The following is a 21,956-nucleotide window of genomic DNA, read 5'->3' on the forward strand; positions in this document are numbered from 1 at the left end:
AAGTTGAATAATTTTTAACATAAATTCTTTTGGATACTTATAAAAGGTCATAAAAAAAGCCCCCTATTAGGTAGATGAATTTTTATTTTTTCATCTGTCTACCTAATAGGGAGCATATCAATTTGCTTTTCTGGACAGTCCTCATCTTTTATTCAGTTTTTTTACCAGTAATCATATTTGCGATTTCTTCAATAGTCATTGATGAGTTTAAATTATATTGACCTGTTTGAAGAGATCTTGCATATTCGGGCTGAGCCAAAAACAATTCCATTTCGACACTGTTGTTAATAACACCTAAGTCTTTTATTTTTTTGGCAACCTCAGCAGGTGTCAAGCCTGAATATATGTATAGAGTTCCTGTAACGATATCTTCCGCTGGCTGTTCCTCGATGGCAGTAGACTGATTTGTTTGGTTTTCTTCATTACTGCTCTCTGATTTATTTTCACTTGAAGCAGCTTGTATTTCTTTGGTTTGAGTGTTTAGTTCAAGTGATTTTATTTTTTCTTCTGCTTCTTTTAATTGTAGTTCAAGATTCGTTATTTTTTCTTCGTATTGCTTAATGCTTTTATCACTGTCGTTACTTAGGCCTAAGGGAATGTGAAATAGATTAGAAACTGTAAGCAATGCTCCGATTAAAAAACAAGCAATCCCAAAAGCGCGAACGGATGACCTTTTCATCGATTGCCTCCATTATGTATAATACTTACAACTTGATCTTTTGATAGAGTAGACATTTTACTAATTTTTTCAATTGAATAGCCTTGTCTGTTTAATTCAATTACTTGACTTACTAAAATTTCATTAATTTGCTTCATCTTGACATTACTTGTTTTATTTAATTGTTCTGCAAACACTGTACTTTTAGATTCTATTGGCTGCTTAGTGGCAGCTGGAGATTTGACAGTGAAATTTGGTTCAAGGAACAGTTCTTCTTCTACTACTTTTAATCTTTTCTTTAATGTATTTGTTTCTTGATAAATACTAATAGATAATTCTTCTAAATCTTTTTCCAATTTTTTTGATGAATCTTTTAGGAAAAATGATAGTATGATACAAGCAATGCCGATGATTAATAAAATAGTTGATAATCCCACTTTTGTTCCTCCACATAGAGCTTTTTTACTGATAAACTTTTGAATGATACAAGCCTAAGTCCGCTAGCTTTTTTAGTTGACTATATGTCCCGCGGTCGAAAGCGGAAAATTCAGACCTTCAGAATTTAAAAGACATGTACTAATGCCGACCAGTTAGTAATAATACGATAAAAGTCGTGTTGGCTACTAATGCAGCTAGCAATTTAGCTTAACTTATTTTAACATACGAAAAGTTAATAATAAATGATGCTAGATTTTTTTTCAGATTATGTTATAATGATTTAGTCGTATAAATCATGCTCAAGATTACAATTATCGATATAGAGTGGGAGGGTTAATAATGCGCGTAAACATTACATTAGCTTGCACAGATTGTGGCGAACGTAACTACATTTCTAAAAAGAACAAACGTAACAATCCAGAGCGTCTTGAACTTAAAAAATATTGCTCTCGCGAGAAGAAATATACTCTTCACCGTGAAACTAAGTAAGCATTATTGCCAAAACCACAAGTGGTTTTGGCTTTTTAATTATTGGTTCCATTACCTTTTTACTTATTAATGATTAGGGAATGATTAATGTGGATAAAAAAGAACTGCGTAAAATAGTTAGACAGTATTTAAATAGGATGTCGAATCAACTTTATTATCAATCCTCATTTAATATAAAAAAACAATTATTAAAAGAGCCTTCTATAATAGAAGGAGATACGATTGCTATTACGATTTCCAATAAGCCAGAGGTTGATACAAAAGAGATCATTGAATCCTTATGGAGCAATAATAAAAAAGTTGTCGTTCCAAAGTGTAATCCAAAGGAACGTTCAATGGATTTCTATGCGATACAACATTTTCAACAACTGGAAAGTGTATATATGGATTTGCTAGAACCAATCCCAGAGGTTACAGAACATGTCGCCGCTGAAGAAATTGATTGTATAATCGTGCCAGGAATCGTCTTTGATTGCTATGGATATAGAATTGGTTATGGCGGTGGCTATTATGACCGTTATTTAGAGCAATTTAAAGGTCCTCTTATTTCATTAGCATTTGACATTCAAATAGTTGAATCTATACCTTATGAACCGCATGACTTGCCCATTGATCTAATTATTACTGAAAGCAAACGAATCGATTGTGCTAACAACCGAAAGGAAGTGTAAGAAATGAAATCAATGAAAGATATCTATGACTTATTAAAACAATACGGAACTTACATATATACTAGAGACCGAATAGGAGATCTTATTCTAATGGAAGATGAAATCCGTGAATTATTTAAAGCAAGGGTAATTGATGTGAAGGATTTTCAAATGGCGATACACCTTATAAGACAAGAGGCTTCCAAATTAGAAATGCAGGAAAAAAATGCAGAGTCCTAAAAGTATTAAGCTGGTAAAAATATTTAATTAAAAAGTTATTAATTATAATACGTGGATACAGGAAAAACACAAAAAATTCATTTTGTGTGGGAAGAATGAAGCATTTATTATTAGAAATTGTTTCAATTAGTTGATAAAATTCCCTTGTTCGTATAAAATTTTCAAAAATGTAACATTAACTGATATTGGAAATAGAGCAGTGGACATCTACATCCACTGTTTTCATTTGGGAACCTTTTTGTAAATAAAACGTAAATATATCTAAGGACTAGAAAAGTTTGTAAATTTTATTTCTGTACTGCTAATTTTCTGCATATTTATGTTTTGTTAAGTTTTTATTGCGTGCAGACGGAAAAAGGCTTAAGATATAGTTTGCTTCTTGTTTTAGCATTAATTTACTGTAAATTTAATTGAATTAATTATTTCAACTTTATATTAATTAAGTAGAAAGGGATGTTAGGAATGAAGTCTTTTAAGTGGCCTAAACATTCGATATTAGCTATTGCCATACTCGCGACTTGGATTAAAACAGTGATTGTATATCACACAAGTTTCGAGATGGATATTGAAAATTCAATGCAAGAATTTATTTTAATTATAAACCCATTAAGCTTCCTACTGTTTGTATATGGCTTATCGCTATTTTTTAAATCAGAAAAAGCACGCAACCGATATGTAATATCAATAAGCGTATTTTTATCGATTGTGTTATTTGCGAACGTTGCGTTTTATCGGTTCTATAATGATTTTATAACATTGCCGGTCTTATTCCAAACAAGTAATTTTGGTGAATTAGGCACATCGGTTGGTGCAATTATTACTTGGCTCGATATTTTATATTTTATTGATGTTATCATTTTAATTGCAGCAGTTAAGTTTTTACCAAAAGTAAAAGATCAAATGCCGGTTCGAAAAGAATTTCGTCGTGCTTACTATGTACTTTCAATTGCTGTTTTATTCCTAAATTTAGGATTAGCAGAAACTGAACGCCCACAGCTATTAACACGCAGTTTTGATCGTGAGTTATTAGTGAAAAATATAGGAACGTATAATTATCACTTATATGACATTTATATTCAGTCTAAATCTTCCGCTCAACGTGCATTAGCAGATGGCAGTGAACTTGTAGAGGTTGGCAACTATGTTCAGGCAAACCAAGCATCAGTTAATGAAGAAATGTTTGGCAAATATAAAGGTCGTAATGTAATTGTCATTTCTTTAGAGTCATTACAGAACTTTGTCATAGGCAATACAATGAACGGAGAAGTTATTACACCGTTTTTAAATTCATTAGTTAATGATAAAGATACTTATTATTTCAGTGATTTTTACCATCAAACTGGATTAGGTAAAACATCAGATTCAGAATTTATCGTTGAGAACTCGTTATTTGGTTTAGGACGCGGTGCAGTTTTCTTCACTCATGGTGGAAATACGTATAATTCAATGGCAGAAAAGCTTGGCGAAAATGGCTACTTTACTAATGTAATGCATGCAAATAACAAGTCATTCTGGAACCGTGATATGATTTACCAATCATTGAATATTCAAAAATTCTATGATATCGATTCTTATGATGTGAATGAAGAAAATTCAGTGAACTGGGGATTAAAAGATATTCCATTCTTTGAGCAATCTGCTGAACTAATGACTGAAATGCAACAACCATTCTATTCAAGAATGATCACTCTAACAAATCACTACCCGTTCTATTTAGAAGAAGAAGATATTATGATTCCAGAATACAATTCTAATTCTGGCACATTGAATCGATACTTCCAAACAGTACGCTACTTAGATGAATCAATTAAAGTATTCTTCGAACAGTTAAAAGAAAAAGGCTTATATGATAATTCAATCATTGTTATGTACGGAGATCACTATGGTATTTCAGAAAATCATAATAAAGCGATGGCAATGTATTTAGAAAAAGATGAAATTACAGCTTATGATAGTGCATTACTTCAATCAGTACCATTATTTATCCATATTCCTGGCTCTGGTGAAGGTAAGGTAATGGATGAAGCTGCTGGTCAAATTGATATTAGACCAACAATTTTACACCTTTTAGGGATTGATACATCAAACGATATGCAATTAGGTGCAGATCTTTTCTCTAAAGAGCATGAAGATTTTGTTATCTTCCGTGATGGTCGTTTTGTAACGGATCAATATGTTTATGCTGGTGAAGTATGTTATGATCGTGATACTGGCGAAGAAATCGATATAAAAGCGTGTCAACCGTATATCGACAGAGCAAATGTTGAGCTTGAATATTCAGATGAAATCATTAATGGAGATCTATTGCGTTTCTATGATGATGAATCAATAAATTTAAGTCAGGAACAGAATGCTGTTAAAGAATAAAAAAACGGCGTAGCCAATTGTGCTGCGCCGTTTTTGTTGAATTGCAAGAATGTTTATTAGTAAATAACGAAAAAACGAGATACCATATTGATACCTCGTTTTTTCAATAAAATTAGTGTAATTTTGGTGGATAGCCTTGATTTAAAACTGTCATGACTACGAACCAACCAAAAATAGCAGCAGTAGCAAGACTAAATACTAAAGAAAGAATGTTCTTTTCTTTAATTGCTTGGAATATGTTCACTACTGCAAAAATTGCCACTAAAGCGAAAATAACCATTAATAAGTTCATTAATAAGACACTCCTTTCGACATCAGAAAATGAATGTCGCAAAACAATATTCCTTCTTTATTGTAAAGCACCTTCAACAGTTTGTCGAGAAGAAATAATGGACATTGTTTGAACGTAGAATGTACTTTTCTTCTAATGCATGTATAATATTCAAGAGGTGATAATGGTGTTGAATGTAAAAGTTTTTAGCTTAGGACCAGTACAAACTAACTGCTATATTGTAAGTAATAAACAAAAAGATTGTCTTATTTTTGATCCAGGTGAAGAGGCGTCAAAAATAATTAAAGTAATCCGTTCCAACAATTTAAAGCCAATTGCAATTTTCTTAACTCATGCACATTTTGATCATATTGGTGCCGTTGATGAACTAAGGGAAATATTCAATATTCCTTTATATATTCACGAAAAAGAAGTAGATTGGTTAGGCGACCCGATGAAAAATGGTTCAGGAAGATATGCAGAGCTTCCAAATTATATTGTAACCAAACCGGATGAAGAACATGTAATTAGAAGTGAACAAAAATTTGAGCTTAATGGATTTGCTTTTCAAGTTGTATTTACTCCTGGACATTCTCCTGGCAGTATTTCTTATATTTTTGAGGAGGATGGATTTGCAATTGTAGGGGATACATTATTTGAACAAAGTATCGGCCGAACAGATTTGCTTGGAGGTTCAATGGAAGTTTTACTAAAGTCTATCCATGAAAAGCTTTTAATTTTACCAGAAGAGTTTATTATTTACCCGGGTCACGGTTCTTATACTACTCCTGGAGCAGAAATGGATAGTAATCCGTTTTTAAACGGTTTTTAATTAGTAAGTAAGAGGGCATGCTCATTTTCGAGCATGCTTTTTTACTAAGAAATTACGTTAAAAGTGTGTGTTTTGAGAAAATAAAAAACATCGACTGAATATGCCAGTCGATGTCGTTTATTAATGACCTGCACCAGGTACATGGATAAAAGTAGTATAATACGTAAATCCAGCGAAGAATATAGTTAAATAAGCTCCGAAAATGTACATGTACATGCGTTCTGTTAGGTTTAAAAAGCCTAATAATAAGAATAATACAGTATTACCTACAAATAATAGCGAAACCTCGTACATATCACCTAGATAGAACATAACGGCAAAAATACCTGTCCAGAATGCCATAACTTTATACATGTTACTCATGAAGAATCCCTCCTTTTACCACGCGATACAATAATCTCAACTTTTATTATAAATGATTTTGAACAATAATGTAAACTGCTACTTCAATTTTGTTTGTGACAATCAAGTGGAAATTATTATACATTTATTTTAATATATTAATTTCGTACTTACAAAGGTCACAATCATGAATCATGCTTTCGAATTGGATGAAATCATTTTGTTGAAATAGTGCGTCGATTTGGCCTCTTAAATAAGATTCATGTAGCGAGCAGACAATTTCATTATTTGTAGATATTTGATTTTTAAACGGACAATTATAAATTGTAAATAGAATCTTCTTTCCGTTATTTGTATTTTCGATTTGAGGGATATATCCAATCATCGATGCTGATGAAGATAGTATCGCAAGTTTTTCTTCGAAGTCCATTAAATAATTTACTTTTTGTTCTCTAGCAAGTAAATTTTTCATTTGCTCATATCCATCGTCATAGCTAATTTTTTTTACAGTTTCTATTGCGCTTGGACCAAGTTGTTCGATCAGTTGTAAAGTCCATTTTAATAATTTATGATCTTCTCGTTTTGGAAAGCTTAAAACAACACCTTGCTCAGAAGCTTTATAAACTCTACCTGGGCGGCCGCCTTTACCAGATTTCACAAAATCAGCGGAAATAATATTAATTTCTGACAGCTTAGTTAAGTGTAATCTAGCAACATTTGGATGAATGTTAAATTGATCAGCGATATCCTGAACAGTGAAAGGCTTTTTTTGTTGCAGCATATATTCGTATATCTGATATCTCGTTTCATCTGCTAATGTACTCGTAACTTTTAACGGATGAAGCATTAAAATCACCTCTTATGTTATATTTTGGTACTTTATTTATATTTTAGCTATTCTAGCTTTGAAATGATAGTAGAAATGAAAAAAACTACTTTTAGTTTTTAAACTAATATGGAAATTTTATTTTTCGATTCATAAAAAGCTATTTTCTGCAAATTTGATGGGGAATTTTAAATATTAAAGGGAAAAATGCCTCCAAATAAAAATGTTGGGAAAAGGGGTTTTCCTTTTTAAAAAGGCATTATATACTGTGTTTAATTAATTTGCGGTCACTAATATTACTACAGAGAAGAGGTGTTTTTTATGGACATTGAATCGGTAGTAGAAAATAAAAGTATACAACTTTTATTAAAAGCATTGCATTTCGGTGCATCTGACCTCCATCTATTACCAACAAACGATAACTATGCAATTTATTTTCGAAAATATGGAAAGCTGTTTCCTGCTGGAAATATCCCATTTGAATTAGGAGAAAGAATGATATCTTACTTTAAGTTTTTATCTTCTCTTGATATCAGCGAAAAAAGAAAGCCTCAAAGCGGGTCCTTTCAGAGGGAATTTCTAAAAAGATTATTTGCTTTCCGTGTATCCACACTGCCATCTGTTTTTAGAAGAGAAAGTCTTGTCATTCGCCTCATGCTTCAAAACTCTCGTCATCCTATTTCTTCACTTTGCTATTATCCAAAGTTCTCTGAAAAGTTAATTGGATTAGTATCCAACAAGCAAGGCCTCCTGTTATTTTGTGGTGCTACAGGATCTGGAAAAACGACAAGTCTATATTCACTCGTTCATTATTGCAGTAAAACACTTGCTCGTCATGTTATTTCTTTAGAAGATCCTGTAGAAAGTAATCAATCACATTTATTGCAAATTCAGGTGAATGAAAGGGCAGGGGTAACATACGCTGTCGGTTTAAAAGCAATTTTAAGACATTCGCCAGATGTTATTATGATTGGCGAAATAAGGGATCAAGAAACAGCGAACATTGCAGTCCAAGCAGCCTTAACTGGTCATCTTGTGTTATCAACTGTTCATGCAAAGGACACGGTTAATTGCTTATTCCGATTAATGGATCTTGGTGTCTCGATTGAAGAGATGAGACAAGCACTTCTTGGAATTGTTGCTCAATGTTTAATACAGGTAGGCAATACAGAAGAGAGAAAAGCATTATTTGAAATATTAAGCGATACTTATTTGGAAGAAGCGATAGCTGCCACTATTCAAGGAGAGGAATATGTACTGCCAAGCTTTGAAACATTGTCCCATCAAATGAATCGTATAGAGGTGAATGAGAAACATGTTTCAACTACCTTTTGAGTTGAAAAAAGCCATTCGATTTCGAAAGGGTAATGGGAAAGTCAAACAAATTCCTTCCCTTTTTAATAGAATGAGTTCTTTGTTAGAAGAAGGCTATACATTTTCGGATTCCATTAATATGTTGCTGCCCTACCATGTGGAAAAAGTGGAATTTTGGCGTGGCAAAATTCAGGAAAATCTACGGGAAGGTGCCAATGTAGTAGATATTTTGCAAAGTCTAGCAGTGCCTAACCAATATTTAATGCCAATTAAAATCGCAGAAGAGAATGGAGAAATGGCATTGGCACTAAAAAATGCTGCAATGCAAATGGAGTTTAATGAAAGGATGCGGAAAAAACTAATCAATTTATTAGCTTATCCACTGCTTTTAATAGTCATTTTGACAAGTGTATTTATTGCCTTCCGTAAGTACTTCCTTCCTAATATTACAGAAATAATAACTTCAAATACAAATGAAAATTCATCTAGTATAAATGTATCGATAATTTTTCTTCATTTGCCGGATTTTCTTTTTATCATTGCAGGAATCGCTGTTTCCATTTCAATTATTTTCTCCGTTTATATAAAAATGCAAAGAACACAAAAACAAATAAACATTCTATTAAAAATTCCTATAATAAGTTATTTTTATAAATTACAACTTACGAGACATTTTTCTAGCGTTCTTGGAGGACTTCTTGTTGCAGGCTTTTCACTTCAACAAGCCTTAGCTGTTATTCAAGAACAACAATTGAACAAAACACTTTCATACGTTACAACAGTCATTGAAAAAAATGTGAAGTATGGAGACTCCCTTTCAAATACGGTGTCGATTATGGCTGTGTTCTTTCCAAAATTTGAAGACTTTATAAAACATGGAGAAAAGAGTGGTTATCTTGGACGGGAACTGCTTATTTATTGTGAACTGTTAGATGAGAAACTTCAATCCATTATTAAAACTGCTATTGCATTTGTACAACCACTATTTTTTTTAATTATTGGTATATGTATTGCGGTGGCTTATTTAAGTATTTTGCTGCCAATGTATGAGTTAATCGAAATTATTTAAAAGAGGTGAAGTTTTTGAAAGCAAGTAATGAGGATGGATTTACATTAATAGAGATGCTAATTGTCCTTCTAATCATATCCGTGCTTATTTTAATAACGATTCCGAATGTGACAAGACATTTTGAGTCTATAAATGAAAAAGGTTGTTCCGCACTTGTTCAGATGGTACAAGGACAAGTGGAAGCCTATAAAATCGACTTTAAAACAACGCCTACTATTCAGGATTTAGTCGACAATGAATATTTAAATGATGACAAAACATCATGCCCCAATGGTGATGAGATAGTCATTCAAAGTGATGGAAGTGTGAGTGTCAAATAACAATGACGGAAATAAGGATAAGCAATAAGCGAGTAGGATGTAATACAGCGTGATGAAAGGAATTTTGAAAAATAATAATGGCTATACACTGATAGAAATGTTGATAGTGCTTTTTATCGTAGTGACAATCAGTTCGATTGTGTTTCAATTTACGATTAAATTAACTGAGAAGCGTGTTGTCGAACAATTTTTTAACCAAGTAATGTTAGATTTACAAAGAGTCCAGGCGCTTGCTATTGAGGAGGATAGAACTATTACTTTTGTATTTATAGACACCAATACGTATAAAGCATATTACGAGTTAGGTGGAAATAGTATTTTGGAGAAAAGTTTTCCGAAAGGAATTGAATTAAATATATATAGCAATTTAAAGAAAATCGAATTTTATCCTTCGGGAGAAATCGGGAAATTCGGAACTGTATTATTTAATACCCCATTTGGAGAAAAACGGTTAATTGTCAATATGCAGAAAGGTAGATTAAGACTCAATGAATAGTAAAGGTATTTCATTTGTTGAAACTTTGCTTTCAATCTCTATTTTGTTTATAATAGCAGGATTGCTAATTCCACTTAGTCATAATATGAAAAGTTTATTATACAATAAAAAGCTGGAGCTTCACGCTTCAGAAACTGCATATGAAGCGGCAAAAATAATTCATAATGATTACAAGACAAGTGGCGTCAATGTTATTGATGATGTCGAATATTATTGGTTTTACGACGGAAGGAAAATTTGTATTGAATTTAAAAACTTAAGCGGAGAAAGGAAGAAATGTATCAATCAACAAGGAGAAGTTTAAAAAATTCACAGGGCTATACATTGATGGAAGCCCTTTTTCAAGTTGCGGTGTTTGTATTATTCAGTCATTATTTAATCCTAATATATTTCTGGATTAGCCAAATGAACAATTCACTACTTTCTAATGAGCACGTGGCTTGGGAAGTGTTCGTTCAAGATGTTCAAAAATACTTTCTTAATATTGAAGAAATAACAGTTTCAAAAAGAATGGATGAAGTCGAGATAAAGCAGATTAATTCCACTGATAGAAGACAATTAGATCGTTATGGTGATATTATTAGACTTCAAACAAACAATAAAGGATACATCGCCATGATTATAGGAATAAAGGATGCTAAGTTCGAACTAAATGAGAGTTTTCTTACCATTAAAGTTGAATTCCAAAATGGTTTAAAAAAGGAGAGAACTTTTTTTGTTGAACTATATAAAGAATGAAGAAGGTGCAACGTTTGCGGTTGCAATAATGCTGCTCTTTTTAACTACCATTTTTATTACCTATTATGTTATTTCGTTTGAAGCTCAAATAAAAACATATAATTCATTGGAATTCGCCAATGTTCGTGCTACGATAAACCTACTAGAAGAAATTGGTGGTAAGTAGAAACATTTTTGGTAGTAAAGAAGGTGACAGCATGAGAAAAATATATTTAGTTGGTTTCATGGGATGCGGCAAAAGTGTAATCGGACGTCGATTAAGCTTTTTTTTAAAAATGCCATATTACGATATGGATCATGAAATTGTTCGACAACAAGGAATGTCGATACCGGAAATATTTGAAAAATTCGGTGAACCATATTTTAGAGCGCTGGAAACAGAGTTTCTGCGTAATTTTCGAAATGAGGCATGCATCATCTCGACAGGCGGCGGTGTATCGATGAATGAAGAGAATCGTAAAATTATGCGTCGTACGGGATTAGTGTTTTTTTTAGATGCGACGTTTGAAGATATTTATACTCGAATTAAAAATGATAAAAATCGCCCTATTGTTCAACGTTCTACTAAAGAGGAGTTAGAACAGTTGTTTCATTCAAGAAGGAAGTTTTACCGAGCAGCAGGTCATATTCGAGTATTAACAGAAGGGCGTCCAATTAGACAAATAGTTGAATATATTGCTTTTCAAGTAAATCGACTAAAAGGCGAACAATCTGTTAGATAAAAGTTTTATCATTCGTGTATAGGTTAATTTAAAAAAAAGATTGCCTTTTCATTATGTTCAATGTTAGGATATGGCTAAGAGCAGACTTATTTGTACATTGAATTTTGAATCATGAGCGGATGATTGTACGGGGAGAGAACGTGAAAAGCGTCGCCGAAGGAGCAAGTAGTAAACCACTATGAATCTCTCAGGCAAAAAGACTCGTACAGGACGCATCTCTGGAGAGTGCTGTAATTATTACTTCATCAAGCTGATTGAAGTGTCGTTTTATAATTTACAGCCACCAAAGGGGAAAGCCGATTTTCGATGTTGCGTATTATAACAAATGAATCGGTGTAACTTTCAGGTGCAAGGACAGAGGATTCCTCAAATTTGAGGGATTCTTCTGTCCTTTTTTATGTCTTAGTTATGAATTACTGAGTCAGAGATCCCTTGCTTTTTGATTTCAGTAATGCACTTGTATGAATGACAATGTTTAATTAAGAAGATTTGCTTTAAAGGAGGAGTATGTGTTGGGTACTGAATTAAAACGAACGCCTTTATTTGAAGAATATGCAAAATATGGAGGCAAAACGATTGATTTTGGTGGTTGGGAATTACCTGTTCAATTTTCTTCCATTAAAGAAGAACATGATGCAGTTCGCCACCGTGCAGGGCTTTTTGACGTATCACATATGGGTGAAATTTTTGTAACAGGCAGTGATTCATTACAATACTTACAAAAGCTATTAACAAATGACATTTCTAAAATTGCCATTGGTGGTGCGCAGTATAACGCAATGTGCTATGAAAATGGTGGAGTTGTAGATGATCTTCTTGTTTATTATCTTAAAGAAAATCATTACCTCCTATGCGTAAATGCAGCAAATATTGAAAAAGACTTTGAATGGATGAAAACCCATATTGAAGGCGATGTTACCGTAACTAATAAATCAAACGAATTCGCTCAAATTGCACTGCAAGGTCCACTTTCTGAAGAAGTTCTTCAAACCTTAACAGAATTTAATTTATCGCAATTGAAATACTTTAGATTCGAACAAGATGTTCCAGTTGCAGGTCAATCTGTATTAGTTTCACGTACTGGTTATACGGGTGAGGATGGTTTTGAAATTTACGGTGAGCCTTCCGCAATTATTGTTATCTGGACAAAAATTCTTGAGGCAGGGAAAGAAAAAGGTGTTGTCCCAGCTGGGTTGGGAGCCCGTGATACACTGAGATTTGAAGCATGTCTTCCACTATATGGCCAAGAATTATCAAAGGATATCTCGCCGCTTGAAGCTGGCATTGGCTTTGCTGTGAAATTACAAAAAGAGAGCGATTTTATTGGTAAGGCAGCATTAATTTCTCAAAAAGAAAGTGGCTTACCTCGACAATTAGTTGGTGTCGAAATGGTCGATAAAGGTATACCTCGACATGGCTATAAAGTATATAAAGATGGTGTTGAAATAGGAGAAATCACAACTGGTACACAATCACCATTAACAAAACGCAACATTGGTTTAGCTCTAATTGATTCAAAATTCAAAGAATTAGGTACAGAAGTAGAAGTTGAAATTCGCAATAAAAAAATAAAAGCCTTGACAGTAGCAACACCTTTTTATAAACGTTCAAAATAAACCGGGAAAGAGGGTTACTAAGAAATGAAACATCGTTATCTTCCTATGACGGAACAAGACAAAAAAGAAATGCTTGCCACGATTGGTGTTGAAAGCGTTGATGAATTATTTTCAGATATTCCTGAAAGTGTACGATTTAACGGCTTGTATAATATTAAAGAAGCAAAATCTGAATCGAGCTTATTAAAAGAATTAAAACAGCTTGCTGCGAAAAATCAAGATACAGAAGCAAATGTATCCTTTTTAGGAGCAGGTGTTTACAACCATTATAGACCTGTTATTGTTGATCATGTCATTTCTCGCTCAGAGTTTTATACAGCTTACACGCCTTATCAACCTGAAATTTCCCAAGGTGAGCTGCAAGCAATTTTTGAATTCCAAACAATGATTGCGGAGTTAACAGGAATGGATTTAGCGAACTCTTCGATGTATGATGGCGGTACTTCATTAGCTGAAGCTGGAATGCTCGCAGCAGGTCACACTCGTCGGAAAAAAATCTTTGTTTCTGAAGCAATTCATCCGGAATATAGAGATGTTGTTGCAACGTATGCTTATGGACAATCAATTGAAATTATCCAAATACCGACAAAAGATGGCGCCACAGACATTGAGGCTTTGAAAAATTTGGTGGATGACGAGACTGCGGCTGTAATGGTGCAATATCCAAACTTCTTCGGTCAAATTGAGGATTTAAAAGCAATCGCGGATGTCACTCATGAAGCAAAAGGGTTATTCATTGTTTCTGCTAACCCGTTAGCACTTGGCATTTTAACTCCCCCTGGAAAATTAGGTGCTGATATAACAGTAGGGGATGCACAAGTATTTGGTATACCGGAAAGCTTTGGGGGGCCATATTGCGGATATTTCGCTACAACAACGAAATTAATGCGCAAAGTTCCTGGACGTTTAGTTGGTGAGACAGTCGACCAAGAAGGACGCCGTGGATATGTATTAACTTTACAAGCACGTGAACAGCATATTCGCCGTGAAAAGGCGACTTCTAACATTTGTTCAAATCAAGCTTTATTAGCTCTTGCTGCATCGGTAGCAATGACTGCCTTAGGAAAACAAGGAATTCAAGAGATGGCAAAGCAAAACATCGTAAAAACACGTTATGCAAAAAATGCTTTTGAAACAGCTGGTTTTGTTATTCCGTTCCAAGGTGCACATTTTAACGAAATCGTAGTAAAAACAAATAAATCTGTAACTGAAATAAATAAAAGATTGCTAGAAAAAGGGATTATTGGTGGGTTTGATTTAGGACGACTATATCCTGAACTTGAAAACCATGCATTAATCGCTGTAACAGAGTTACGCACTAGAGAAGAAATTGACGCATTCGTTGCAGAAATGGGGGCTTACAATGCATAACGAAAACCAATCACTCATTTTCGAATTATCAAAAGAAGGTCGTGTAGGATATAGTTTACCGGATTTAGATGTACCGGATTTTGATTTATCTGAACTATTGCCAGAAGGGTATGTACGTGAAGAAGCGGCACAACTTCCGGAAGTTGCAGAACTAGATATTATGCGTCATTATACTGCGTTGTCTCGTCGTAATCATGGAGTTGATTCAGGCTTTTATCCTCTAGGTTCATGTACGATGAAATACAATCCAAAAATTAATGAAGCGGCTACTCGACTTTCTGGATTTGCAAACATCCATCCGTTGCAGGATGAATCTACTGTTCAAGGTGCGATGGAGCTTCTTTACGACTTGCAAACTTCTTTAGTTGAAATTACTGGAATGGATGAAGTAACACTTCAGCCTGCTGCTGGAGCCCATGGGGAATGGACGGCATTAATGATGATTCGTGCCTTCCACGAAGCAAATGGCGAAGGTCACCGTAATAAAGTTATCGTTCCTGACTCTGCTCACGGTACAAACCCCGCATCAGCTACTGTAGCCGGATTTGAAACGATTACAGTTAAATCAAATGATGATGGTTTAGTAGACTTAGAGGATTTGCGTCGTGTTGTAGGTGAAGATACAGCTGCGTTAATGTTAACAAACCCAAATACTTTAGGTTTATTTGAAGAAAATATTTTAGAAATGGCCGAGATTATTCATGGGGTAGGCGGAAAGCTTTACTATGACGGAGCAAATTTAAATGCGGTAATGTCAAAAGCTCGTCCAGGTGATATGGGCTTTGACTGTGTCCACTTAAATTTACACAAAACGTTTACGGGTCCTCATGGTGGCGGTGGCCCAGGTTCTGGTCCTGTAGGGGTAAAAGCGGATTTAATTCCATTCTTGCCGAAGCCGGTATTAGTGAAAAAAGAAGATGGCACATTCCACTTTGATTATAATCGCCCACAATCAATTGGTCGTGTAAAACCTTATTACGGAAATTTTGGAATCAATGTTCGTGCATACACATATATTCGCTCAATGGGTCCAGATGGTTTAAAAGCAGTTACTGAATATGCTGTTTTAAATGCAAATTATATGATGCGCCGCCTGGAACCATATTATGATCTTCCATATAACCGTCATTGTAAGCATGAATTTGTATTGTCAGGCCGCCGTCAAAAGAAACTCGGCGTTCGTACATTAGATATTGCAAAACGTCTATTAGACTTTGGCTATCATCCACCAACAATCTACTTCCCTCTGAATGTAGAAGAAGGAATGATGATTGAGCCGACGGAAACAGAATCGAAAGAAACGCTGGATGCCTTCTGTGACGCAATGATTCAAATTGCAAAAGAAGCTGAAGAAAATCCTTCAATCGTTCAAGACGCTCCTCATACAACCGTTGTAAGCCGTTTAGATGAAACTCGTGCAGCCCGTACACCGGTATTGCGTTATAAAAAAGAAGAATCGTTAGTATAAAGCAAAAAGAATCTATGGGCGTAAACCATGGATTCTTTTTTTTTAAAATATTCAAATAATAATAAATAATTTTATAAAAAGATAATATTTTTATTTAAAGTAAAGAAGTATTATAATGAAAACTTAAAATTATAGTAGGATACTATAATTTTTACATATGAGTTTCTACTATAGAATAGTAAAAAAGGATAATACTAAACTAAAAAAAAGTCCTTAAGTTGCTAAATAAAAATAACTTAAGGAACTTTTTTATGATTGTTAGGACAAATGTAGTAATTTTAAGAAACAATAAATGATAATTATTTTTTAACTCACTATATCTGCTTTTACTTAATACAGACTATAGTAAGAAAATTATTTTCATCATCCTACGCTTTTGTTTTTATTTTACCTGTCCAAGTTTTGAATCCGCCTTGTAATTGGTAAAGCTGATTGTAGCCTTTTTTCTTTAGGAAAAGTGCAGCACGTGCGCTGCGCCCTGAATTTTGGCAGTATAAATATACTGGCAAATCAGGTCGAATTTCTTTATAGCGTTGGCGGAGCTGTGTGGAAGGAATGTTGCGTGCTCCTAAAATATGCCCTGCTTCAAATTCTTTTACTTCTCGGACATCGATTAGTTGGGCTTTTCGGTACCCTTGAATAAATTGATCTTGAGTTAAATTTGACACTGCTTTTTTAAGTCGCAGTGTATTTACTAGAATGTATACGATAATAACTCCTAGTATAATCGCAATTGTAATAAGTACAGACGACATTGCATATTTCTCCTTTCATTCTACGTATTCCATTATAAAAGAGAAAGTAGCGATAGTCCAATCAGTTTGATAAAATGATATTCAGTGTGAGGAGATGAGATCATGAAATCAAAATGGTATTTTATTAATTCTGGACCGTGCAGTCCTTCTTATAATATGGCGCTGGATGAAGCGTTGCTTGATTTACATAGTGCAGGTGAAATTCCACCTGTTATACGTTTTTATGAGTGGAATCCAGCAACACTATCAATAGGTTATTTCCAAAGTGCTGAAAAAGATGTGAACATTCAAGCGATAAAGGAACAAAATCTCGGCTTTGTTCGACGACCTACTGGTGGACGAGCAGTGTTGCATGAAAGTGAATTAACTTATAGCATCATCGTATCGGAACAATATCCAAATATGCCAGCAACAGTGACAGAGGCATATCGAGTATTGAGTGAAGGTTTACTAATCGGGTTTCAAAATCTAGGTCTGAATGCGTATTTTAGCATTCCAGATACGGAAGAAAAGCTTGCTGATTTAAAGAAACCAAAAAGCGCAGTTTGCTTTGATGCTCCTAGCTGGTATGAACTCGTTGTGGAGGGGAAAAAGGTAGCTGGTAGTGCCCAAACACGTCAAAAAGGTGTTATTTTACAGCATGGTGCGATTTTGCTTGATCTTGATGAAGATAAACTATTATCAGTTTTTAATTTTTCATCAGCAGAAGCAAAAGAGAGAATGCGAAAAAAATTGCCGGAAAAAGCAGTTGCAATAAATCAATTAACTGACCGTCAAATTACAATTCCACAATGTGTAGATAGCTTTAAAGCTGGATTTGAAAAAGCGCTGGATATTGAATTAGTACCGTATGAATTAACAGAAAAACAACAACAATATGTGAAAATGCTAGAAGAAACAAAATATTTAAATGATGAATGGAATTTTAGAAAATAGTAATAAGAACGTTTGTTTCTTTTGTTCGAAAAAATTTTTTAAATTGTAGAAAGCTAGTAACCAAGCTATTTGGAGTAAATTTAAAAAAAATCAACCCTTGCATTGATAATTTTTATGAGGTAATCTTTTCTAGTGAATATAAGAAAACAACATCTAGTACTATTTATATTACTGATACACAATATGTTGTGTGTGTCGGTAGAATGAATAGTACTAGGTGTTATCAAAGAATAATATTAGCAAGGGAGGCTGGCAGATGGTAATGGCTAGCGGAACACAAACAACCATCCTCATAGAACAGCTTAATCAAGATATTGAAAAATTTCCTCAAGTACATCCAGTTACACCTGATATGCATATCACACATAAAGGTGTTTCCAGATTAGTAATGATTGACCGATATTCATTTAAGGATACGGAAAAGAAAACATTAAAGCCTGGAGATTTTGTTGTACTAACAATTAAGGAAGATCCAAAATTTCCTGCTCGAGGCTTAGGATTTATTCAATCAATTGATATGGAAGCAAAAAAAGCGGAAATTTTAATTGAAGAAGAATACCGCCATGTATTAGAAAATCCAACAGAACAAGAAACAGGTGTTATTGTTCGTTCCTTAGATGTAATCGAAAAACCTCTTGAAGTTTTTTATGAGCAAATTGCAAAACGCAACGCTTTTGGATTGGCTGCTGTTGAAGAAACAGAAGAAAATAGACAAAAGTGGTTTAATAAATTTTATGAACAACTCGTATCTTTAAAATTTATTCCAGCTGGACGTGTACTTTATGGAGCAGGTTCCCAAACAGATGTAACGTTCTTTAACTGTTACGTAATGCCATTTGTACCTGACAGTCGTGAGGGCATTAGTGATCATCGTAAGCAAGTAATGGAAATTATGAGCCGCGGTGGTGGTGTTGGTACGAATGGTTCAACGCTGCGTCCTCGAAACACACTTGCGCGTGGTGTTAATGGAAAATCAAGTGGTTCTGTATCGTGGCTTGATGATATTGCTAAGCTAACACATCTTGTAGAGCAAGGTGGAAGCCGCCGTGGAGCACAAATGATCATGTTGGCTGACTGGCATCCCGATATTGTAGAATTCATTATTTCAAAGATGCAAAACCCGCGTATTCTTCGTTATTTAATCGAGAATACAAACGATGAGTCAATTATTCGACTAGCTCAAGAAAAGTTAAAATTTAAGCCTTTAACAACTCAAGAAGAAGCAATGTATCAAGGCATTGTAAATTATAAAAACATACCTGGACTAGGTGGCTTTAACGAAGCAATTATTAAAGAAGCTGAATCAAAACTTCGTGACGGCGGGACATATAGCGTCCATAATCCAGAGTTCTTAACTGGTGCCAATATTTCCGTAACATTAACAAAGGAATTTATGGCAGCAGTAGAAAATGATGAAGACTATGAATTGCGTTTCCCAGATGTTGCAAACTATACTCCTGAAGAAATGGCTATTTACAACGAAAAATGGCATGAAGTAGGGGATGTACGAGAATGGGAAGCAATGGGCTATAGAGTCCGTACGTATCGCAAAATTAAAGCAAAAGAATTATGGAACCTAATTAATGTATGTGCAACTTATGCAGCTGAACCAGGTATTTTCTTTATCGACAATGCAAACGATATGACAAATGCTCGTGCATATGGACAAAAAGTAGTTGCTACAAACCCATGTGGTGAACAGCCGCTTGCACCATTCTCAGTTTGTAACTTAGCTGCAGTGAATTTAGCTCAATTTGCAGAGAAGGATACGAAGACAATCAACTTCGATGCTCTTCGTGAAACGGTACGCATTGGAGTTCGTATGCAGGATAACGTAATTAATGCAACTCCATATTTCTTAGAAGAAAACCGTAAACAAGCTTTAGGCGAGCGTCGTGTTGGTCTTGGTGTAATGGGACTAGCGGATTTACTAATATATTGCGAAAAAGAATATGGATCAGAAGAAGGAAATATTCTTGTTGATAAAATCTTTGAAACAATTGCTGTAACAGCATATGAAGCATCAATTGAACTTGGAAAAGAACGAGGCAGCTTCCCATTCCTTCAAGGCGAAACAGAAGAAGAAACAAGACGTCTTCGTAAAGCCTTCATTAATACAGGTTACATGAAAAAGATGCCTGAACATGTTCGTCTCGGTGTTCTAGAAAATGGTATCCGTAATTCACATCTATTAACAGTTGCACCAACTGGATCAACTGGAACAATGGTAGGTGTTGCAACAGGTCTTGAACCATATTTCTCATTCACATATTACCGCTCAGGCCGCCTTGGTAAATTTATCGAGGTGAAAGCAGAAATTGTACAGGAGTATTTAAATGCCCATCCAGAAGCGGATGAAAACAATTTACCGCACTGGTTCATCTCTTCAATGGAATTAACGCCAGAGGCACACGCGGATGTACAATGTGTAATACAACGTTGGGTAGATTCATCGATTTCTAAAACGGTAAACGCACCAAAAGGCTACACTGTAGAACAAGTACAACAAGTATATGAGCGTCTATATAAAGGTGGAGCAAAAGGTGGTACGGTTTACGTAGATGGAAGCCGTGACTCTCAAGTATTAACATTAAAAGCTGAATCTTCCCATGATGAGCAATTAGCATTTGATGAAGTGTTAGAAGATAAAGTTAATGAAAAACAACCAGTAGTGTTGGTGGATACAATTGCACCGCTTACAACAACAAATGTTACAATTGGCTCAGAAGTAGGGAATACTTGCCCAGTTTGCCGACAAGGTACAGTTGAAGAATTAGGCGGCTGTAATACTTGTACAAGCTGTGGAGCTCAGTTAAAATGCGGATTATAATTAAATAAACAAAAAAGGGGACTGTCCAGAAAGTAAATTTTCTGAACAGTCCCTTTCCTATTTATGTGGGTATACTTAAACTATCAGTTACAGTTGTGGCTAAAGTCCACTACTACGCAGGAAAACGGGCTGAAATCCCAATTAACTTTTTAGTGAATTAAGAAAAGAAGTAATCATAAATATTTTTTGCTATCAGTACAGATGTCATTATAATAAATAATAATCTGACAAATTTAGTCCCTCTATTTAAGGCGAATTTAGTTCAAAAAAAGCTCCAGCAATCATGGAAAACCCCATAATTAAACCGTATGTAAAAACAACCTCTCCTAAAATTAAAAACATGATGAGTGCAGCGATATTGCTCGCAAAGTTAAGCAGTTTTGCATTACCTGCCGCCTGTAAAAAATCAAATCCCATTATTAAAAAAACAAAAATAATAAATGAGCCAGTTCCTGGACCGAAAAACCCGTCATAAAAGCCTAACATTACCAGACTGCCAAAAAACAGAATTCCCCGCTTCCAAGTCAATGTTTTTCGTTCTTCAAGCTTTCCCCAATCTTTATTGACTAACGTATAAATTAAAACGATGATTAACATGACAATAATTAATGGTGTAAGCAACTCTGAATCCATTAGATGAACTGTCCATGCCCCTAACATTGAAAAGGCAAAAACAACAGGTAAAATTGGACCTAAAAGTTTAATATCTATTTTTCCGGCTTTTAAAAACGTAAGAGAGCTTGTTAAATTGCCCATAGAAGCTGCTAGTTTATTTGTCGCTATAGCTGCAGAAGGGGGAAGACCGACAGATAGAAGCGCTGGTAAAGTAATTAAACCGCCGCCGCCCACTGTAGCATTGATGAAGGCTCCGACAAAGCCAAAAAATATTAGTAAAATAACTTTAAAAATATCAAGTTCCATATGTTGAAAGACTCCTAGATTATTATTATGGCAATATTATCGAAATTGTCGATGAATGTAAATGTTTACCGATAAAATAATTTTTAGAAGCTATAAGAGAAAAGATAAAAAATAGTATTCAGGGATACGAAACCAGCTTGAAAAATGAAAGGGCTGTCCAGAATTTTGAACTGCTCCCCGTCAAGTAGACAGTATAAATAATAAAAAGATTTTAAGCGGCTTGAGCTCGGAATTCTAAAGGGCTTAAGCCGTTTAATTTTTTTGTGTAACGATAATGATTATAAAAA

General features: G+C 34.5%; 24 protein-coding genes, 1 pseudogene and 1 riboswitch. Of the genes and pseudogenes, 18 read left to right on the forward strand and 7 right to left on the reverse strand.

The window, feature by feature from the left end; genetic code table 11:
* Positions 1-148 precede the first annotated feature (148 nt).
* Both EKG35_RS16320 and EKG35_RS16325 read right to left on the reverse strand, forming a co-directional pair.
* Positions 149-679 carry an MltG/YceG/YrrL family protein gene (locus tag EKG35_RS16320; protein ID WP_126295608.1) on the reverse strand — a complete coding sequence of 177 codons (531 nt, stop codon included), beginning with the start codon at positions 677-679 and terminating at the stop codon, positions 149-151.
* Positions 676-1,095 carry a hypothetical protein gene (locus tag EKG35_RS16325; RefSeq protein WP_126295609.1) on the reverse strand — a complete coding sequence of 140 codons (420 nt, stop codon included), beginning with the start codon at positions 1,093-1,095 and terminating at the stop codon, positions 676-678. Before EKG35_RS16325 ends, EKG35_RS16320 begins: the two co-directional genes overlap by 4 nt.
* 340 nt (positions 1,096-1,435) lie before the next feature.
* Between EKG35_RS16325 and rpmG the strand changes: the two genes are divergently transcribed.
* The 4 genes from rpmG to EKG35_RS16345 all read left to right on the forward strand — a co-directional run bounded on the left by rpmG (position 1,436) and on the right by EKG35_RS16345 (position 4,842).
* The gene (gene rpmG, locus EKG35_RS16330) at positions 1,436-1,585 is read left to right on the forward strand and encodes a 50S ribosomal protein L33 (RefSeq protein ID WP_008408521.1); all 150 of its coding nucleotides are present in this window, start codon (positions 1,436-1,438) and stop codon (positions 1,583-1,585) included.
* An 80-nt stretch (positions 1,586-1,665) separates the two neighbouring features.
* Entirely contained in the window at positions 1,666-2,256 is a 591-nt protein-coding gene (locus tag EKG35_RS16335) for a 5-formyltetrahydrofolate cyclo-ligase (RefSeq protein ID WP_342774125.1), read from the forward strand.
* 3 nt (positions 2,257-2,259) lie between these two features.
* Positions 2,260-2,475 (forward strand): YqgQ family protein, encoded by a 216-nt coding sequence (locus EKG35_RS16340; protein ID WP_126295611.1) that lies wholly within the window; start codon positions 2,260-2,262, stop codon positions 2,473-2,475.
* 462 nt (positions 2,476-2,937) lie between these two features.
* Entirely contained in the window at positions 2,938-4,842 is a 1,905-nt protein-coding gene (locus EKG35_RS16345) for an LTA synthase family protein (RefSeq protein ID WP_126295612.1), read from the forward strand.
* A gap of 112 nt (positions 4,843-4,954) precedes the next feature.
* Here the strand turns inward: EKG35_RS16345 and EKG35_RS16350 are convergent, their stop codons facing one another.
* Positions 4,955-5,134: a DUF2759 domain-containing protein gene (locus EKG35_RS16350; RefSeq protein WP_126295613.1), complete on the reverse strand. Its 180-nt coding sequence runs from the start codon at positions 5,132-5,134 to the stop codon at positions 4,955-4,957.
* Positions 5,135-5,297: 163 nt separating this feature from the next.
* On the opposite strand from EKG35_RS16350, the gene EKG35_RS16355 reads away from it, so the two are divergent.
* Positions 5,298-5,945: an MBL fold metallo-hydrolase gene (locus EKG35_RS16355; protein WP_400194672.1), complete on the forward strand. Its 648-nt coding sequence runs from the start codon at positions 5,298-5,300 to the stop codon at positions 5,943-5,945.
* 120 nt (positions 5,946-6,065) lie between these two features.
* On the opposite strand, the gene EKG35_RS16360 is transcribed toward EKG35_RS16355, so the two are convergent.
* Positions 6,066-6,308: a DUF2626 family protein gene (locus EKG35_RS16360; protein ID WP_126295615.1), complete on the reverse strand. Its 243-nt coding sequence runs from the start codon at positions 6,306-6,308 to the stop codon at positions 6,066-6,068.
* A 124-nt stretch (positions 6,309-6,432) separates the two neighbouring features.
* Positions 6,433-7,134, reverse strand: a complete 702-nt coding sequence (locus EKG35_RS16365; protein WP_126295616.1) for a helix-turn-helix transcriptional regulator — start codon at positions 7,132-7,134, stop codon at positions 6,433-6,435.
* Positions 7,135-7,434: 300 nt separating this feature from the next.
* Here EKG35_RS16365 and comGA point away from each other — a divergent pair, with 300 nt between their 5' ends.
* The 11 genes from comGA (at position 7,435) to gcvPB (ending at position 16,227) form a co-directional block, all read left to right on the forward strand.
* Positions 7,435-8,448 carry a competence type IV pilus ATPase ComGA gene (comGA, locus tag EKG35_RS16370; RefSeq protein WP_126295617.1) on the forward strand — a complete coding sequence of 338 codons (1,014 nt, stop codon included), beginning with the start codon at positions 7,435-7,437 and terminating at the stop codon, positions 8,446-8,448.
* On the forward strand, positions 8,429-9,496 hold the full coding sequence (gene comGB, locus EKG35_RS16375) for a competence type IV pilus assembly protein ComGB (protein ID WP_281274633.1): 1,068 nt from the start codon (positions 8,429-8,431) through the stop codon (positions 9,494-9,496). The genes comGA and comGB overlap by 20 nt, the downstream gene beginning before the upstream one ends.
* Before the next feature lie 5 nt (positions 9,497-9,501).
* The gene (gene comGC, locus EKG35_RS16380; RefSeq protein WP_126295619.1) at positions 9,502-9,816 is read left to right on the forward strand and encodes a competence type IV pilus major pilin ComGC; all 315 of its coding nucleotides are present in this window, start codon (positions 9,502-9,504) and stop codon (positions 9,814-9,816) included.
* A 52-nt stretch (positions 9,817-9,868) separates the two neighbouring features.
* Positions 9,869-10,312, forward strand: a complete 444-nt coding sequence (locus tag EKG35_RS16385; protein ID WP_246020444.1) for a prepilin-type N-terminal cleavage/methylation domain-containing protein — start codon at positions 9,869-9,871, stop codon at positions 10,310-10,312.
* Complete coding sequence (locus EKG35_RS16390; protein WP_126295621.1) at positions 10,305-10,616, forward strand: hypothetical protein; 312 nt, start codon at positions 10,305-10,307, stop codon at positions 10,614-10,616. Before EKG35_RS16385 ends, EKG35_RS16390 begins: the two co-directional genes overlap by 8 nt.
* A complete protein-coding gene (gene comGF / locus EKG35_RS16395) occupies positions 10,589-11,050 on the forward strand; it encodes a competence type IV pilus minor pilin ComGF (RefSeq protein WP_126295622.1) in 462 nt (153 codons plus the stop codon). Before EKG35_RS16390 ends, comGF begins: the two co-directional genes overlap by 28 nt.
* Positions 11,028-11,216, forward strand: coding sequence for a hypothetical protein (locus tag EKG35_RS16400; RefSeq protein ID WP_126295623.1), 189 nt, complete (start codon positions 11,028-11,030; stop codon positions 11,214-11,216). The genes comGF and EKG35_RS16400 overlap by 23 nt, the downstream gene beginning before the upstream one ends.
* Before the next feature lie 31 nt (positions 11,217-11,247).
* Positions 11,248-11,772 (forward strand): shikimate kinase, encoded by a 525-nt coding sequence (locus EKG35_RS16405; RefSeq protein ID WP_126295624.1) that lies wholly within the window; start codon positions 11,248-11,250, stop codon positions 11,770-11,772.
* Between the two features lie 119 nt (positions 11,773-11,891).
* Positions 11,892-11,985, forward strand: a riboswitch (glycine riboswitch).
* Between the two features lie 299 nt (positions 11,986-12,284).
* Positions 12,285-13,388 carry a glycine cleavage system aminomethyltransferase GcvT gene (gcvT, locus tag EKG35_RS16410; protein ID WP_126295625.1) on the forward strand — a complete coding sequence of 368 codons (1,104 nt, stop codon included), beginning with the start codon at positions 12,285-12,287 and terminating at the stop codon, positions 13,386-13,388.
* A 24-nt stretch (positions 13,389-13,412) separates the two neighbouring features.
* Positions 13,413-14,759, forward strand: coding sequence for an aminomethyl-transferring glycine dehydrogenase subunit GcvPA (gene gcvPA / locus EKG35_RS16415; RefSeq protein ID WP_126295626.1), 1,347 nt, complete (start codon positions 13,413-13,415; stop codon positions 14,757-14,759).
* Positions 14,752-16,227, forward strand: coding sequence for an aminomethyl-transferring glycine dehydrogenase subunit GcvPB (gcvPB, locus tag EKG35_RS16420; RefSeq protein ID WP_126295627.1), 1,476 nt, complete (start codon positions 14,752-14,754; stop codon positions 16,225-16,227). The genes gcvPA and gcvPB overlap by 8 nt, the downstream gene beginning before the upstream one ends.
* Before the next feature lie 368 nt (positions 16,228-16,595).
* Here the strand turns inward: gcvPB and EKG35_RS16425 are convergent, their stop codons facing one another.
* The gene (locus tag EKG35_RS16425; protein ID WP_126295628.1) at positions 16,596-16,982 is read right to left on the reverse strand and encodes a rhodanese-like domain-containing protein; all 387 of its coding nucleotides are present in this window, start codon (positions 16,980-16,982) and stop codon (positions 16,596-16,598) included.
* Between the two features lie 102 nt (positions 16,983-17,084).
* Between EKG35_RS16425 and EKG35_RS16430 the strand changes: the two genes are divergently transcribed.
* Both EKG35_RS16430 and EKG35_RS16435 read left to right on the forward strand, forming a co-directional pair.
* Positions 17,085-17,918, forward strand: coding sequence for a lipoate--protein ligase family protein (locus tag EKG35_RS16430; protein WP_126295629.1), 834 nt, complete (start codon positions 17,085-17,087; stop codon positions 17,916-17,918).
* A gap of 256 nt (positions 17,919-18,174) precedes the next feature.
* The gene (locus EKG35_RS16435) at positions 18,175-20,748 is read left to right on the forward strand and encodes a vitamin B12-dependent ribonucleotide reductase (RefSeq protein WP_126295630.1); all 2,574 of its coding nucleotides are present in this window, start codon (positions 18,175-18,177) and stop codon (positions 20,746-20,748) included.
* A 157-nt stretch (positions 20,749-20,905) separates the two neighbouring features.
* Here EKG35_RS16435 and EKG35_RS16440 read toward each other — a convergent pair.
* A pseudogene (locus EKG35_RS16440) lies at positions 20,906-21,669 on the reverse strand (TSUP family transporter).
* Positions 21,670-21,956 lie beyond the last annotated feature (287 nt).

The organism is Lysinibacillus telephonicus (assembly GCF_003966145.1).
GTDB lineage: Bacteria > Bacillota > Bacilli > Bacillales_A > Planococcaceae > Ureibacillus > Ureibacillus telephonicus.

Coding starts and splice junctions, on each gene's coding strand:
- rpmG (WP_008408521.1), top strand. CDS start 1,436: ATGCGCGTAAACATTACATTAGCTTGCACAGATTGTGGCGAACGTAAC.
- EKG35_RS16390 (WP_126295621.1), top strand. CDS start 10,305: ATGAATAGTAAAGGTATTTCATTTGTTGAAACTTTGCTTTCAATCTCT.
- EKG35_RS16345 (WP_126295612.1), top strand. CDS start 2,938: ATGAAGTCTTTTAAGTGGCCTAAACATTCGATATTAGCTATTGCCATA.
- gcvPB (WP_126295627.1), top strand. CDS start 14,752: ATGCATAACGAAAACCAATCACTCATTTTCGAATTATCAAAAGAAGGT.
- EKG35_RS16360 (WP_126295615.1), bottom strand. CDS start 6,308: ATGAGTAACATGTATAAAGTTATGGCATTCTGGACAGGTATTTTTGCC.
- EKG35_RS16425 (WP_126295628.1), bottom strand. CDS start 16,982: ATGTCGTCTGTACTTATTACAATTGCGATTATACTAGGAGTTATTATC.
- comGA (WP_126295617.1), top strand. CDS start 7,435: ATGGACATTGAATCGGTAGTAGAAAATAAAAGTATACAACTTTTATTA.
- gcvPA (WP_126295626.1), top strand. CDS start 13,413: ATGAAACATCGTTATCTTCCTATGACGGAACAAGACAAAAAAGAAATG.
- EKG35_RS16405 (WP_126295624.1), top strand. CDS start 11,248: ATGAGAAAAATATATTTAGTTGGTTTCATGGGATGCGGCAAAAGTGTA.
- EKG35_RS16340 (WP_126295611.1), top strand. CDS start 2,260: ATGAAATCAATGAAAGATATCTATGACTTATTAAAACAATACGGAACT.
- EKG35_RS16365 (WP_126295616.1), bottom strand. CDS start 7,134: ATGCTTCATCCGTTAAAAGTTACGAGTACATTAGCAGATGAAACGAGA.
- EKG35_RS16385 (WP_246020444.1), top strand. CDS start 9,869: ATGAAAGGAATTTTGAAAAATAATAATGGCTATACACTGATAGAAATG.
- EKG35_RS16350 (WP_126295613.1), bottom strand. CDS start 5,134: ATGAACTTATTAATGGTTATTTTCGCTTTAGTGGCAATTTTTGCAGTA.
- EKG35_RS16320 (WP_126295608.1), bottom strand. CDS start 679: ATGAAAAGGTCATCCGTTCGCGCTTTTGGGATTGCTTGTTTTTTAATC.
- comGB (WP_281274633.1), top strand. CDS start 8,429: ATGTTTCAACTACCTTTTGAGTTGAAAAAAGCCATTCGATTTCGAAAG.
- comGF (WP_126295622.1), top strand. CDS start 10,589: ATGTATCAATCAACAAGGAGAAGTTTAAAAAATTCACAGGGCTATACA.
- EKG35_RS16355 (WP_400194672.1), top strand. CDS start 5,298: ATGGTGTTGAATGTAAAAGTTTTTAGCTTAGGACCAGTACAAACTAAC.
- EKG35_RS16335 (WP_342774125.1), top strand. CDS start 1,666: ATGATTAATGTGGATAAAAAAGAACTGCGTAAAATAGTTAGACAGTAT.
- EKG35_RS16430 (WP_126295629.1), top strand. CDS start 17,085: ATGAAATCAAAATGGTATTTTATTAATTCTGGACCGTGCAGTCCTTCT.
- EKG35_RS16435 (WP_126295630.1), top strand. CDS start 18,175: ATGGTAATGGCTAGCGGAACACAAACAACCATCCTCATAGAACAGCTT.